Below are 13887 nucleotides of genomic sequence, written 5' to 3' on the forward strand. Positions count from 1 at the left end.
ATCAGCTGACCAGCCGCGCCTCGCGTGCCGTCTGTGCAGCGAAATATGTCGCGATTGCATCGATAACCCGAGTTGTCGCCTTTCCATCGCCGTAGGCGTCCACGGGCCGGGCCATTCGTGAATATTCGTCCGGATCGCGCAGCAGTCGGGTCGCTTCACTCACGATGCGGGCGGTGCTGCGGCCCACAAGGCGCGCTGTGCCAGCTTCGACAGCCTCCGGCCGCTCGGTGATGTCCCTTAAAACAAGCGTCGGTTTGCCGAGTGAAGGGCCTTCTTCCTCTGCGCCGCTGCTGTCCGAGATGATGATGTCCGAGCGCAGCATAAGGCTGCAGAAATTCCGGTACGGTAGCGGATCCACCACCGTAATATTCGCCTGGTTGCTCAGATAGGGCAACATGACTTCGCGCACTGCCAGGTTCTTGTGCAATGGGATGATGACACGCACGTTCTCCTGGGATGATAGCTGCACCAGAGCTCTTGCGATCTCGTGCATCGGTGCACCCCACGACTCGCGTCGATGTGCTGAGGCGACCACGATTCGCCGCGTATCGTTCTTGAGGTCGGCAAGTGCGGGCTCGGCGAAGGCGGGAGCATTTTCGGCCGCCCAATGAAGTGCATCGACGACCGTGTTGCCGGTGACCGTGATACGATCCTCACGGGCACCTTCGCGGATAAGGTTCTCGCTGCTCCGGATGGTCGGCGCCAGGTGGAGATCCGTTATCTGGGCAACGAGGCGCCGATTGGCCTCCTCTGGATATGGTGATGCAATGTTGCCGCTGCGTAAGCCCGCCTCGAGATGGATGATGGGGATACGGTGCTGGAAGGCGGCCAGGGCGCCTGCCAGGGTGCTCGCGGTATCGCCATGAACGATCACCGCGTCCATTCCCCATTGTTCCATTTGCACGGAGAGCATTTCCAGTATTCGATGTGTGACCTGCGACAAGGTCTGGCGAGGTTGCATGACGTTTAGTTCGATGTCCGGTCGAATACCGAATTCCGGTAAAGTGATATCAAGCATCTCGCGATGCTGCCCCGTGGAAACAACGAGTGGCTCGAACCTGCGGTCGAGCTTCATTGCGTTGATGACTGGGGCGCATTTAATCGCCTCAGGACGAGTACCGAAAATGAATGCCACTTTGGACATGATCGTCTCTCCAGAAGAATCTGAGGGGTCGCCGGCGACCGCAGTTGCCAAGGACTTGCATAGGGGGGCCATCCATCAGGGCCTAAGCGAACCACGTGTTGGCCAATCACAGCGGACAACGAGAATCCTCTAGCCGAGGTCGACTGGAATGCGAGCGTCGCTTTCTGGTGGACGGCGATGCGCCCTTCCCACAGAATGCGGTCTGACGCAGATCTCCTTCTTGTTTCATCCATCGCGGCTAACCGCGCCATCAATGCTGGTCGGCAGTTGCTGCCGCCACTCCTCAACGAAGAGACACAAAACTCGTGCCAATTTGGCTGATCGAGCTGAAGAAAAAACTTTGTGGTTGCTTTACAGCTATTTAGCCAAAGACAAAGGATCGGCTAAACAAGACTGTGTGTGACGGATCCGACAAAGAGACTGTGTGTCACGGACCCGACAAGGCCGACAGAAGGCGCGGATCTGGTGCAACGAAGAAAAAATTGGCCGCGTTGGTCCACGTTGGCGTTGGACCGCCCGTCAAAGCGTCGCTGACTCTTCACTCTTTCCCTGATCGCCCACCACAGTCCCGGCAGTGATTGGCGGAGAATGGCTGTGGGGTTCTGGATTGGCTTTTCGGTCGAAAAGCGAAGGGGATTTCGGGCTGACAGAATGGGAACTCTCGGAACGAGGTAACCCGATGATGGTCTATCGCAACAGAGGACTAACCATCTTTCCGTGCTGGTCGCCGGTGGCGACACCGATCACCGCGCCCTCGTGGTTGTAGAGCACTTCGGTTGCGGCAAAGCCGGGATAGATCTCGACGCCGAGCTCTTCCGCCTTGGTCGCCAGTCAGCGACAGACATTGCCGAGCGATACGATGTAGTTGCCATGATTGTTCATCAAGGGCGGCATGGCGAAGTTCGGCAGGCGGATCGAGCCGGCCGGGCCGAGCAGCAAGAAATGGTCGTCCGTCACCGTGGTCTTGAACGGATGGCTATCGTCCACGCACCAGTCAGGCAGCAGGCGGTCGATGCCGATGGGATCGACAACGGCGCCCGACAGGATATGGGCGCCGACTTCCGAGCCCTTTTCCAGCACGAGGACGGTGAGATTAGGATTGACCTGCTTCAACCGGATCGCGGCCGACAGGCCCGCAGGCCCCGCGCCGACGATCACGACGTCGAATTCCATGCTCTCGCGTTCGGAGAGTTCGATCGTCATCGAAGCAGCTAAGTCCTCAAAGCGCCTTTTCGAGTTCCGGCAGGGCCTCGAAGAGATCCGCAACGAGACCGTAGTCGGCAACTTGGAAAATAGGCGCCTCCTCGTCCTTATTGATCGCGACGATGACCTTCGAATCCTTCATGCCGGCCAGATGCTGGATGGCCCCGGAGATGCCGCAGGCGATGTAAAGGTCCGGGGCGACCACCTTGCCGGTCTGGCCGACCTGCCAGTCGTTGGGTGCATAGCCAGCATCGACGGCCGCACGCGACGCACCGACGGCGGCGCCAAGCTTGTCCGCAACGGGAAGGATGACTTCTTTGAATTTCTCCGACGAGCCGAGCGCCCGACCGCCGGAGATGATGGTCTTCGCCGAGGTCAGCTCCGGTCGGTCCGAGGTCGAAAGTGCGTTCGACACAAAGGTCGAAAGCTCTGAAGAAAAGGCTGCCGTCGAGATTTCCTCGACGACAGCAGATGGGCCTTGGGAGGCGTGGGAAAAGGACGCCGTGCGTACGGTGATCACCTTCTTGGCGTCAGTCGACTGCACCACCTGGATGGCATTGCCGGCATAGATCGGCCGTTTGAACGTGTCGGCAGAGACGACCTCGACGATTTCCGAGATCTGCGCGACATCGAGCAGCGCAGCAACGCGCGGCAGGATGTTTTTGCCGACCGAGGTCGCGGCCGAGACGACCGCATCGTAATTGCCGGCGATCGACACGATGAGCGCCGCCAGCGGTTCTGCGAGATTGTTGGCAAGACTGGCGTCGTCGGCAAGCAGCACCTTGGAAACGCCGGAGAGTTTTGCAGCCGCATCGGCCGCAGCCTTGACGCCGGAGCCGGCGACGAGCACATGCACGTCGGAACCGATCTTCGACGCGGCCGTCAGCGCCTTTGCGGTCTGGTCGGAAAGGGTTTCATTGTCGTGATCTGCCAGAAGAAGAATGGCCATGGTTTAGTCTCCCTTTCCCCCCTTAGAGCACGCCGGCTTCGGTCTTGAGCTTTTCAACCAGTTCGGCGACCGACTTAACCTTGACGCCTGCCTTGCGGCCGAACGGTTCCTGGGTCTTCAGCACCTTGAGGCGCGGGGCGGTGTCGACGCCGAAGTCGACCGGCGTCTTCTTGTCGAGCGGCTTTTTTTTGGCCTTCATGATGTTCGGCAGCGACGCATAACGCGGCTCGTTGAGGCGAAGGTCGGTCGTAACGACGGCCGGAAGCTTCACGTCGATCGTCTGGAGACCACCGTCGACTTCGCGCGTCACCCTGGCTGTGCCCTCTGGTGCCTTGCCGTCGTCGATCTCGACCTTGGAAGCAAACGTCGCCTGCGCCCAACCAAGAAGGGCCGAGAGCATCTGGCCGGTCTGGCTGCTGTCGTCGTCGATCGCCTGCTTGCCGACGATGACGAGCCCGGGCTGTTCGGCCTCGGTGACACCCTTGAGGATCTTGGCGACGGCGAGCGGCTCGACGGCGTCGTCCGTCTCGACCAGCAAGGCGCGATCGGCGCCCATGGCAAGCGCGGTGCGCAGCGTCTCTTCGGCTTTCGCAGGACCGATCGACACCACAACCACTTCCTCAGCCTTGCCGGCTTCCCTGAGGCGTAGCGCTTCCTCAACCGAAATCTCGTCAAACGGGTTCATCGACATCTTGACATTCGTAAGCTCGACACCGGAGCCATCCGCCTTCACGCGGATCTTTACGTTGTAATCAACAACGCGCTTGACTGGGACCAAGATCTTCATGGCTCGACTCCAAAATTCGTCAGCAGAGGGCGTGGAAACGTTCGACCATGACGTCAAGCACCTCGCCGGGATCACGCTTCCACCAATTGTTAGCGGAGAAAATCTCGACCTCGCAGGGACCGGTGTAGCCGGTGCCTTCGACACTCGCGCGGATCGTCTTGAGATCGGCAACACCGTCGCCCATCATACCGCGGTCCAGCAGCACGTCGCGCGTGTCGGCAAGCCAATCGCAAAGGTGATAGCCCAAAATCCTGTCCTTGCCGGCGCGCTGCAACTGGGTGTCAAGATCGCAGTCCCACCAGACATGGTAGACGTCAACGGCAATGCCAAGGTTCGGCGCATCCACCGCCTCGCAGATATCGACAGCGTCACGCACGGTCGTCAGGCAGGAGCGGTTCCCGGCGTAGACGGGATTGAGAGGTTCCAGCGCCAGCTTGACATTGCGGTCCGCCGCATAGAGTGCGAGGTCGGCAACACGTTCAGCGACAATCTTCAAGCTCTCGGCAGTGCCCTTGGTGCCGGGATGTACGCCGCCCACCACAATCGTCAGCACAGTGGCACCCAGACCGGCAGCCATATCGATGGACGCCCTCGCCTCATCGAGAACCGCTGTCCTGTCGATCGCTTCGCTACCGACAAGGAACGGTGTGCGGCAAAGCCCGGCGACGGAAAGGCCTGCCGAGCGCACCCGCTCGCCAATCTCGTTCGCCCGCGCACCGACTTCGCGGCGCCAGAAGACGATCGAGCCGAAACGACGGGCAGCACACGCATCAATCACCCGCTCCGGTGACCAGCCTGCACCGTGGCCATCCAAGTTGTGTCCGAGGCTGGCGGTGTTGAGCGCGAGCGCCAAATGGTCCGTCGAGAAATCGCGCATCGCCTACGCCCCGTAAACAGCGAGCAACTTCTTCATGCGCTCGACGGCGCGGTTGGGATCGCGCAGCAGGCCGCACTGGTCCGCCTGACGGAACACCTCGACGAAATACGGCAGCGGCCGCATCGCCTGGGCGCCGTTCAGCATCACGAAGTGATCCTGGAAGCCGTTCAGCCAGGCGAGGAAGACGACGCCGGTCTTGTAGTATTGGGTGGGCGCGCGGAAGATCAGGCGAGCGAGCGGCACGGTCGGGTCGAGCGTTGCACGGAAGCCCGCCTTGTCGCCGTCGCCCAGCCGCTCCACCGCATAGGCGGCGGCCGGCGCGAGCGGGTCGAAGATGCCGAGAAGGGCGTGCGAAAAGCCCTCGCTGTCACCTTCGATGAGTTCCGGATAGTTGAAGTCGTCGCCCGTATACATTTTCACGCCGGCGGGCAGACGACGGCGCATGACGGCCTCCTTTTCCTTGTCGAGAAGGGAGATCTTGATGCCGTCAACCTTGGCCGTGTTCGCTTCGATGACGGCGAGCGCCGTCTGCATGGCGGGGTCAAACGCCGCGTCGCCCCAATAGACGGCAAGCTGCGGATCAAACATATCGCCGAGCCAATGCAGGATCACCGGCTGGTCGCAGGCGGCGAGCACATCGGAATAGATCTTGACGTAGTCTTCCGGCTTTTTTGCGACGCGCACCAGAGCACGGGAGGCCATGAGGATGAGGCGGCCGCCGAGCTTCTGAATGGCTTCCGCCTGTTCCAGATAGGCCCGGCGCACATCGTCCAGACTCGCCACTGCCGCGGGGTCGAGATGATCCGTGCCGCAGCCATTGGCGACCACCGCATCCGGGAGTTCCTCGCGGGTGCGGCGGATCAGCTCCAGTGCGCCCGGCCAGTCGAGACCCATGCCGCGCTGCGCCGTATCCATCGCCTCGGCAATGCCGAGGCCGAGGCCGGCGAGATAGCGGCGAAACTCCATCGTCTTGGCCCAGTCGACCGTAGCGCGACCCGACGGATCGTTCGCAGTGAAGGGATCGGCGACGACGTGGGCGGCCGAGTAGACTGTTCGCGCCGGGTTCCTGCCAAGCGTGGCGGCGGCGATTGGCTTTCCGGTCAGGGCATAGTGCGCAAGGCGGCCAGCGGTATCGGGAAGGGCGATTTTCATGAAAAACCTCAGAAGCGCGGGACGAGCATGCCGGCATCGGCTGGGATCGACAGTCCGGTTGTGTACGGAAGCCTGCCAGTCGCAAGCGAGGCAATCAGCGCACCGACCTCCTCCGGCTCGCCGACACGCGGGAAAAGCGTGAGGCCCTGCGCGGCCCGTTCGCGATAGGCCTCGATAACCGGCGCGGTCATCTCGGTGGCAATCAGGCCCGGCTGGACGTCATAGACGGCAATGTTCTCGCGCCCGAGACGGACGGCGAGAGTCTTGGAGACCATGGCGGCGGCGGCCTTCGAGGCGCAGTATTCCGAGCGCTGCTCCGCCACCGCGACCGCATTCGAAGACGTGACATTGACGATCGAATGGAAGAGTGGCGGCCGCGCGCGTGCAAGCAGACGACGCGCGAATGCCTGGCTCAGGAAGAACATAGCCTTCGTGTTGACGGCAAAACACCGGTCCCAGCTCTCCTCGGAGACCTCCATCATGTCTCCGCGCTTGAGCACGCCGACACCGGCATTGTTGACGAGCGTGGTAAGCGGCCCGAGCTTTTCCTCGACCGCATCGATCGCCGCACCGTGACCGCCGATCGCAGCGACATCGAACGCGGCGGCGACGACGGGGACGCCATGGGCGGCGACGCGCTCGACCGCGGCGGCAAGTTCGGCGTCCTCAGCCGGCCCGTTGACGGCGACCTCAAATCCTTCCTTCGCCAGAGCTTCAGCAACGGCAAGGCCGATGCCGCGCGAGGAGCCGGTGACGAGCGCGACCGGCCGGGCGGACGCGGCGCTCATGCCCTAGCGCCTTTCTTCAGGAGTTCGCGCGCGATGATCATGCGCTGGATCTGGTTCGTGCCTTCATAGATCTGCGTGATCTTTGCATCGCGGTAGAGCCGCTCCACCTCGAAGCCGCGGATATAGCCGGAGCCGCCAAAGACCTGCACGGCATCGGCGGTACGCTGTACAGCCATGTCGCCGGCAAAGCACTTGGCGATGGAGCAGGCTTTGGTCGCATCCGCGCCGCTGTCGATTTTCGAAGCGGCAGAATGGACGAGCAGGCGTGCGGCCTCGATGTCCTTCGCCATGTCGGCCAGAAGCCATTGCACGCCCTGGAAGTCGGCGATCGCCTTGCCGAACTGTTTGCGCGTCCCGGCATAGTCGAGGGCGGCCTCCAGGCCGGCCTGTGCGATACCGACGGCGAGTGACGCGATGCCGACGCGCCCCTTGTCGAGGACCGACATCATCATGTGGAAACCGCGCCCCTCGGTGCCGAGCAGGGCATCTGCCCGAAGGCGCACATCGGTGAAGTTCAGCGCGCCGACCTGGCTGGCGCGCTGGCCCATCTTGTGCTCCTTCGGCCCCTTCTCGACGCCGGCCGCATGCAGGTCGACGATGAAGATCGACATGCCGCGATTGCCGGCTTGCTTGTCGGTTCGCGCCAGCACGAAACCGTAGTCGGCCACCGGCGCATTGTGGATCCAGATCTTGCCGCCGTTCAAACGCCAGCCGTCGCCGTCGCGCTCGGCCGTCGTGCGGATGCCCGAAACATCAGTGCCCGCCTCCGGCTCGGTGATGCAGTAGGCGACCTTCGAGCGCATGCCGAGTATTTCCGGCAGCAGGGCCTGCTGGCTTTCAGTGCCGTGGCGCACCAACAGGCTTGAAATCAGTTCGACCAGGCCGCACTGGTCGGCGACGGAAGCATATCCGCGGCTCAACTCCTCCATCACAAGGGCATAGGTCAGCGTGTCGAAGCCCGGCCCGCCGAGGGCTTCCGGCACGCCTATGCCGAATAGGCCGAGCTTTGCCATTTCGTCGTAAAGAGCCGCCGGGAAGCGTTCCTCGCGGTCCAATTCCTCGGCCACGGGCCGGATCATTTCGTCGGCAAAGGCGCGCGCCATCTCTCGCACCTGCTCCTGCGTTTCAGTGAGATACATGGCCCTCGACTCCAACTTAGTAACTATCCGGTTATATACATTCCCCAGTCTCAAGACGTCAAGTCGGAAAAATCTGAGACCGGGAAGAAAGCTGCTTGCACAGGCGTTTGGTCCGTGCTTATTTATTCACCAACTGGTTACTTATGGAGGAGAGGCATGCACCCTGGCGAAAAGAGGAAATTCGGCCGAACAGAACTTGACGTCACGACGTTCGGCTTTGGGACCGCGCCCCTCGGCAACATTTTCCGCGAGATCGACGAAGCCACAGCCGGGGATATGTTCGAACGCGCATGGGCCGCCGGCGTACGGTTCTTCGACACCGCGCCGATGTATGGCCACGGGCTTGCCGAACTGCGCACGAGCCACGCCCTGCGCTGGAAGGAGCGAGACGATTTCGTCCTCTCCTCCAAGGTCGGGCGCCTGCTGCGACCGGCACGGCGCGACACCATCGATTTTGCGCCGTGGACGAATGCTGCGCCCTTCACCATGCATTTCGACTACAGTTACGACGGCACGATGCGCGCCTTCGAGGACAGCCTGCAGCGGCTGGGGTTGGAGCGGATGGACATGTGTTTCATCCATGACATCGACGTTTTCACACGCGGGAGCGAGCAGCCGGAAGTGTTCGAGCAGGCGATGGACGGCGCCTGGCGCGCGCTGGAGCGGCTGCGCTCGGAAAAGGTCGTGAAGGCGATCGGCGTCGGCGTCAACGAATGGCAGGTCTGCCATGAGGCCCTCCGCCGTCACGATTTCGACTGCTTCCTGCTGGCCGGCCGCTACACCCTCCTCGAACAGGACGCGCTCGACGCGTTCCTTCCGCTGTGCGAGGCGCGTGGCGCGGCGGTCGTCGTGGGCGGCGGCTTCAATTCGGGAATCCTTGCCACCGGCGCGAAGGAAGGGGCGAAGTACAATTACGCGCCGGCGCCGCGCGACATCCTGGAAAAGGTCGCGAAGATCGAGGTGGTCTGTGCGGCGCATGGCGTGCCGCTGGCCGCCGCCGCACTGCAATTCGTGCTCGCCCATCCTGCCGTACCCTCTTTCATGGCGGGCACGCGCACGGTCGAACAGCTTGACCAGAACCTTGCCTGGTTCTCCCATCCGATCCCGGCAGAGTTCTGGGCGGATCTCAAGAGGCAGGGCCTATTGCGCGAGGACGCACCCGTTCCGGGCTGAGCTCGCATCAGCCCGCGCTGCAACAAGCGGCGCGGGCAACCTCTAACGGATCAGGATTGCCCTGAAGTCATTGACATTGGTTCCTGTCGGGCCGGGCACGAACAGGTCGCCCAAACGATGAAACGCCGTCCAGGCGTCGTTGCCGGCAAGCAGTGCGGCAGGATCCGCCCCCAGTTCCCGCAGGCGCCCCATGCTGGCGCCGTCGGCAAAGGCCCCCGCATTGTCCTCTGAGCCATCGATACCATCCGTATCGGCGGCAAGTGCTGCAAACGGCACACCTTCGCCTGCGAGCGCGAGCGACAACAAAAACTCCGTGTTGCGTCCACCCTTGCCACGTCCCTTGATCGTCACCGTCGTTTCTCCGCCGGAGAGGATGACGACGGGACGCAAGAACGGGCGGTCACGGCTGGCGACCTCGCGAGCGATAGCGGCGTGAACACCCGCGACGTCGCGTGCCTCCCCCTCTATGCAGTCCGATAGAATGACGGCGGGCACGCCGAGCGCCTCCGACCGTTGCGCGGCAGCCTCCAGTGAGAGGCGTGCAGAAGCGATGATGTGGACCTCATGACTGGCAAAGGCTGAGTCATGAGGCGATGGCGGCTGGCCCACGTCTTCATCAAGCCAAGCCAGGATCCGCTCGGGCAGCTTGACACCCCATGTCTTGACCAGTGCGCGAGCCTCTTTGCGATTGCTTGCATCCGGCACGGTCGGTCCACTGGCGACCTGCGCCGGGTCGTCGCCAGGCACATCGGAGACAACGAGCGTCACAACCCTTGCAGGATGACATGCGGCGGCGAGCCGCCCACCCTTAATGCCGGAGACCTGCTTGCGAATAGCGTTCATGACGGAAATCGGCGCACCGCCCGCCAGCAGCGCGCTGTTTAGAGCGGCTTCATCCTTCAGCGTGAGATCGCCGGGCGGGGCTGGGAGCAGGGCGGACCCGCCGCCACAGATCAGCGCCACGACGAGATCATTCTCACCGAGCCCCTTTACAGCGTCGAAAAGCGATTGAGACGCTTCAAGCCCCGCAACATCCGGAACGGGATGGGCAGCCTCCAGCACACGGATCCTCTGGCAGGCCGCCGAATAGCCATAACGCGTCACCACAACCCCTTCCAGTGGGCCATCCCACAGCCTTTCGAAAGCCGCGGCAAGCTGCGCGGCGCCCTTGCCCGCGCCGATGACGACGGTCTTTCCTTTGGGTCGGGTCGGTAGATATGTGCTTAAGGCCTTTTCGGGAGCCGCGGCTTCGATCGCTGCGCGAAAGAGTTGTGCGAGAAAATCTTTGTCTTCAGGCTTCATGAGACCGCCAAACGGATCAGGAGTATGGGATGACCGAAAGCTATCTGTCGAAACGCGCCGGCCGCTTCTGCCTGTGGGCCGCCAGCCCTTCCGTGAGATCTTCGGATGCAGCCGCCACCGCGCCGGCCAAGGCCTCTACGACCCGTTCGCTCTCCTCGTGCTCGGCGGCATTGATCAGCATCTTCGTCAATTCTGTCGCCCTTGGAGATCGCTTCAGCACGCGGGCCGCGGCGGCCTCTGCGGCGGCGCCACCCTCGCCCGTGGGCACGACCTGATCAACGAGCCCGAGCGCGATGGCCTCATCAGCTGAGTAGACTTCGCCAAAAAGCGCCATGCGGCGGACAAGCTGCGTGCCGAAGCGGCGCGAGGCGCGCTGCGTGCCGGACCAGCCGGGAATGATGCCGAGGCCGGCCTCCGGCTGGCCGATCTTCACATGCGCTTCGGCGATACGCAGGTCCGCGCAGGCAGCAAGCTCCAGCCCGCCGCCGAGCGCGTGGCCGTTCAGCACCGCGATCAGTGGAACCGTGAGGCGGGCCAGCGCATCGAAGGCGCCGTGTCCGTCGCGCAGCCAGCGGCGCGAGAACGTGTCGGCGTCGAGGCTGCTCCACGCCTCGATATCGCCCCCCGCGCAAAAGGACCTGCCGCCCTCTCCCGACAGGATCGCAACTCGGGCATCCGAGCGCTCGATGGTACGGCAGGCCCGCAACAGCGCATCGACCATGTCCTCGTCGATCGCGTTCAGCTTTTCCGGCCGTCGCAGGGTGAGCCGCGCAAGGTGGCCCTCGATTCGGAGTTCGATGCGCGGATCGCTCACAGCGCCAGCCCCATGGTGCCAGCGCGGAATAGCGCATCGTCCATCACCCTGAGCGTCTGCGAGACGCGTAACGGCGTCGCCGCCTGGTCGAGGACGTCACGCTGAAGGTCGAGGCCGGGGGCGATCTCTGTTATCACAAGTCCGTCCGTATCAAGCTCTATTACGCAGCGCTCCGTGACACATGTGATCTCCTGCCCCTGCGCGCGGGCGCGCTTGCCAGAAAAACTGACCTGATCAACTTTTGGCACGAACTTGGCGATGCGGCCCTCCATGTCGATCACCAACCGGCCGTCCTCGATGTGCATCTTGGCGCCTGCATTGAAATTGCCGGAGAAGACGATTTTTTTCGCACGCGACGTGATATCGACAAAACCGCCTGCGCCAGCGGTGCGGTGTGGCGTTGCCGCCAGGCGGCTGACATTGACCGAGCCCTCGGCGTCGATTTCCAGGAAGGACAGGAGCGAGCAGTCGAAGCCGCCCGCCTGGAAGTAACAGAACTGATGGGGCGAGGCGACGAAGGCCTCGGCGTTGGAGGCACAGCCGAACTTGAAATCGAGAAGCGGCACGCCGCCGACGGCGCCCTGCTCGATCACCCAGGTGATTTTGCCGTGCAGCCCCTCCTCGATGAGGATGCGCGGCACGTTGGCCGAAATGCCGAAGCCGATATTGACGGCCCAGCCATCCTGCAGTTCCCGCGCCACGCGGCGGGCGATGACCTTGCCAACATCGAGGGCCGGCAGGCGGAAGGTTTCGAGCGGCCGGAAGAGCTCGCCGGAAATCGCCGGGTCATAGGGCGTCGCCGTCGTCTGCAATTGATCGGGCGCCTCGACGATGACGTCGACGAGGATGCCGGGGACGCGCACGTCATGGGGCCGCAGGGTGCCGCTGGCCGCCACCCGCTTGACCTGCGCTATGACCAGACCGCCGGAATTGCGGGCGGCCAGCGCCATTTCCATAGCGCCGAGAGTCGCACCCTCCTGTTCGAAGGTGAGGTTGCCCTTCTCGTCGGAGGTCGTCGCACGGATGATCGCAACATCGGGGCGAAGCGCCGGGAAATGCAGCCAGTCCTCTCCCGCGAACGAAACCCGCTGAACGATCGGCTCGGCGCGCGCACTCGCATTCATCGCGCAGCCTTCCTGATCGGGATCGACGAAGGTCTCCATGCCGACCTTGGTGAGCACGCCCGGACGCTTGGCGGCGCCCTCCCGGAGCATGTCGAAGACGATGCCGGAGGGCACGTTCCAGGCGGCGAGCTCCTCCTTGAGGATCATCTGCCAGACCAGCGGCGGCTCGGCATTGCTTGGCCCCGAGGGATAGGAGCCGCCGATGATCTTCTTCAGCATGCCCGGCTTGGCGATGTGGTCAACACCACGGGTGCCAAAGAAGTCGCCGGCCGCGATCGGGTGAATGGAGGTGAGACCGCGCGGATGGCCTTCGCGATCAAAGCGTTCGCCTAGCGCCTTGAGAACGGCCTCAGGGCAACACAGGCCCGACGAAGAGTTGACTGCAACGACCGCACCATCCCTGACGAGTTGGGCCGCCTCCTCCGCCGTCTTTACCTTCTTCATCGACTTCACCTCCGTTCCGCATTGCATTAAGTAACTAACTAGTTATAGATTAAACACGGCCTGGGCAATCAGGCAAGCAGGTTTTTCGCGTCGACGCGCATGGCGCCATCGATGCTCCCAGACAGCCAAGGAGGAGGCATGAACATCTATTTCCAGAAGAGCTTTCAGCGCGGCTTCGGCACCTTTCCGCTGAAGGGAAACGACCTCAGACACGCGATCGCTGCCGCCATCGGCGCCGGTTACCGAGCGTTCGATACGGCGCAGATGTACGGCAATGAGGCCGATACGGGTGCGGCACTCGCAGTCTGCAGCGTCGCGCGGGAAGAGCTCTGCATTACCACGAAGGTGCATCCGGACAACTATTCAGAAGAAAAATTCCTGCCCTCGGTCGAGGCCAGCCTGAAGTCATTGCAGATCGATCGCCTCGATGCGCTTCTCCTGCACTGGCCGCCGGCAGACGGTGACGTCGCGCCATCCCTGCGCCTCCTGCAATCCGCCCGGGACAGGGGTCTTACGGATACCATCGGCGTCTCGAACTATACCGCACGCATGATGCATGTGGCGCGCGCCGTGGTCGAAGGACCGCTCGTCACCAACCAAGTGGAGTTTCACCCGCTGGTCAACCAGCAGAAGCTCCTCGCCGCCGCATCGGAGACGGGCATCCCGCTTTCCTCCTACGCGTCCATCGCCCGCGGCGAAGTGTTCAAGCACCGTCTTTTCGCCGAGATCGGCAAAACCTACGGAAAATCTGCTGCACAGGTCGCGCTGCGCTGGACTCTCCAGAAGGGTGTGCCGCTCAACACGATGTCGACGAAGCCGGAAAACATCCGGGGGAATTTCGACATCATGGATTTCACGCTGTCGTCCATCGACATGGACAGGATCGACGCCCTGAACGCGACCGGTTACCGCATTGTCAAGCCGGGGCAACTGCCCTGGGTCCCCCAATGGGACTGACGCAAAAGGGCGGCCGCAAGGCCGCCCTTTTGCT

12 protein-coding genes and 1 pseudogene are annotated in these 13887 nt (G+C 62.8%); 2 read left to right on the forward strand and 11 right to left on the reverse strand.

Annotated features, from left to right (window positions below):
- Position 1: 1 nt before the first annotated feature.
- From wecB to NKJ32_RS27050, 8 genes and pseudogenes are all read right to left on the reverse strand, one after another.
- The gene (gene wecB / locus NKJ32_RS27015; protein WP_352622103.1) at positions 2 to 1144 is read right to left on the reverse strand and encodes a non-hydrolyzing UDP-N-acetylglucosamine 2-epimerase; all 1143 of its coding nucleotides are present in this window, start codon (positions 1142 to 1144) and stop codon (positions 2 to 4) included.
- A 723-nt stretch (positions 1145 to 1867) separates the two neighbouring features.
- Positions 1868 to 2347 (reverse strand): annotated as a pseudogene (locus NKJ32_RS27020) (NAD(P)/FAD-dependent oxidoreductase); the annotation flags it as partial.
- Positions 2348 to 2363: 16 nt separating this feature from the next.
- Positions 2364 to 3296 carry an electron transfer flavoprotein subunit alpha/FixB family protein gene (locus NKJ32_RS27025; RefSeq protein ID WP_352829422.1) on the reverse strand — a complete coding sequence of 311 codons (933 nt, stop codon included), beginning with the start codon at positions 3294 to 3296 and terminating at the stop codon, positions 2364 to 2366.
- A 22-nt stretch (positions 3297 to 3318) separates the two neighbouring features.
- Entirely contained in the window at positions 3319 to 4083 is a 765-nt protein-coding gene (locus NKJ32_RS27030; protein WP_352496365.1) for an electron transfer flavoprotein subunit beta/FixA family protein, read from the reverse strand.
- A gap of 19 nt (positions 4084 to 4102) precedes the next feature.
- Positions 4103 to 4960, reverse strand: a complete 858-nt coding sequence (locus NKJ32_RS27035) for a sugar phosphate isomerase/epimerase family protein (RefSeq protein ID WP_352690713.1) — start codon at positions 4958 to 4960, stop codon at positions 4103 to 4105.
- Positions 4961 to 4963: 3 nt separating this feature from the next.
- A complete protein-coding gene (locus NKJ32_RS27040; protein ID WP_352783821.1) occupies positions 4964 to 6112 on the reverse strand; it encodes a dihydrodipicolinate synthase family protein in 1149 nt (382 codons plus the stop codon).
- An 8-nt stretch (positions 6113 to 6120) separates the two neighbouring features.
- Positions 6121 to 6900: a 3-ketoacyl-ACP reductase gene (locus NKJ32_RS27045; RefSeq protein WP_352783818.1), complete on the reverse strand. Its 780-nt coding sequence runs from the start codon at positions 6898 to 6900 to the stop codon at positions 6121 to 6123.
- The gene (locus NKJ32_RS27050; RefSeq protein WP_352496361.1) at positions 6897 to 8039 is read right to left on the reverse strand and encodes an acyl-CoA dehydrogenase family protein; all 1143 of its coding nucleotides are present in this window, start codon (positions 8037 to 8039) and stop codon (positions 6897 to 6899) included. Before NKJ32_RS27050 ends, NKJ32_RS27045 begins: the two co-directional genes overlap by 4 nt.
- A gap of 156 nt (positions 8040 to 8195) precedes the next feature.
- Here NKJ32_RS27050 and NKJ32_RS27055 point away from each other — a divergent pair, with 156 nt between their 5' ends.
- Complete coding sequence (locus NKJ32_RS27055; protein WP_352578185.1) at positions 8196 to 9212, forward strand: aldo/keto reductase; 1017 nt, start codon at positions 8196 to 8198, stop codon at positions 9210 to 9212.
- 42 nt (positions 9213 to 9254) lie between these two features.
- On the opposite strand, the gene NKJ32_RS27060 is transcribed toward NKJ32_RS27055, so the two are convergent.
- Genes NKJ32_RS27060 through NKJ32_RS27070 form a run of 3 tightly spaced genes read right to left on the reverse strand, consistent with a single transcriptional unit; the run spans position 9255 to position 12896 of the window.
- Positions 9255 to 10514: a glycerate kinase type-2 family protein gene (locus tag NKJ32_RS27060; protein ID WP_352642352.1), complete on the reverse strand. Its 1260-nt coding sequence runs from the start codon at positions 10512 to 10514 to the stop codon at positions 9255 to 9257.
- 40 nt (positions 10515 to 10554) lie between these two features.
- A complete protein-coding gene (locus tag NKJ32_RS27065; protein ID WP_352797355.1) occupies positions 10555 to 11328 on the reverse strand; it encodes an enoyl-CoA hydratase/isomerase family protein in 774 nt (257 codons plus the stop codon).
- A complete protein-coding gene (locus tag NKJ32_RS27070; protein ID WP_352578182.1) occupies positions 11325 to 12896 on the reverse strand; it encodes an acyl CoA:acetate/3-ketoacid CoA transferase in 1572 nt (523 codons plus the stop codon). The genes NKJ32_RS27065 and NKJ32_RS27070 overlap by 4 nt, the downstream gene beginning before the upstream one ends.
- A gap of 138 nt (positions 12897 to 13034) precedes the next feature.
- Here NKJ32_RS27070 and NKJ32_RS27075 point away from each other — a divergent pair, with 138 nt between their 5' ends.
- Complete coding sequence (locus NKJ32_RS27075; protein WP_352829425.1) at positions 13035 to 13853, forward strand: aldo/keto reductase; 819 nt, start codon at positions 13035 to 13037, stop codon at positions 13851 to 13853.
- The last annotated feature ends 34 nt before the right edge of the window (positions 13854 to 13887 follow it).

Origin of the sequence: Mesorhizobium sp. M0159 (genome assembly GCF_040322295.1) — a bacterium.
Classification (GTDB): domain Bacteria; phylum Pseudomonadota; class Alphaproteobacteria; order Rhizobiales; family Rhizobiaceae; genus Mesorhizobium.